The organism is Neobacillus niacini, from assembly GCF_000759675.1.
Lineage (GTDB): Bacteria > Bacillota > Bacilli > Bacillales > Cytobacillaceae > Neobacillus > Neobacillus niacini_A.
The window spans coordinates 1-236 of the sequence record NZ_BAWM01000082.1 but is presented as its reverse complement, the minus strand read 5'-3'; the positions used below and the strand labels follow the sequence as shown (position 1 = coordinate 236).

The 236-nt window shown below is 40.3% G+C and carries 1 protein-coding gene; it reads left to right on the top strand.

Features of this window, described 5'->3' with window-relative positions; genetic code table 11:
* A partial coding sequence (locus tag TR08_RS19610) for a transposase (RefSeq protein ID WP_045521137.1) occupies positions 1-236 on the top strand: 236 nt, incomplete at both ends.

The window sequence follows — 236 nt, the reverse complement described above, 5'->3', positions numbered from 1 at the left end:
TCGCTGCAATTCCAGCTGTAAAAGAAAAGTTGAACGTCTTAAAAGAAGTAGTAGAGGATTATGAAGAACAACTAAACTATTCAAGCGATCCAGACGCACGTGTTGGTCATAAATCGGCAGACTCGTCTTTCTTTGGGTTTAAGACACATATCGCAATGAATGATGAACGAATTATTACAGCGGCAGTGGTAACAACTGGGGAGAAAAGTGACGGAAAGTACCTTAAAGAATTGGTC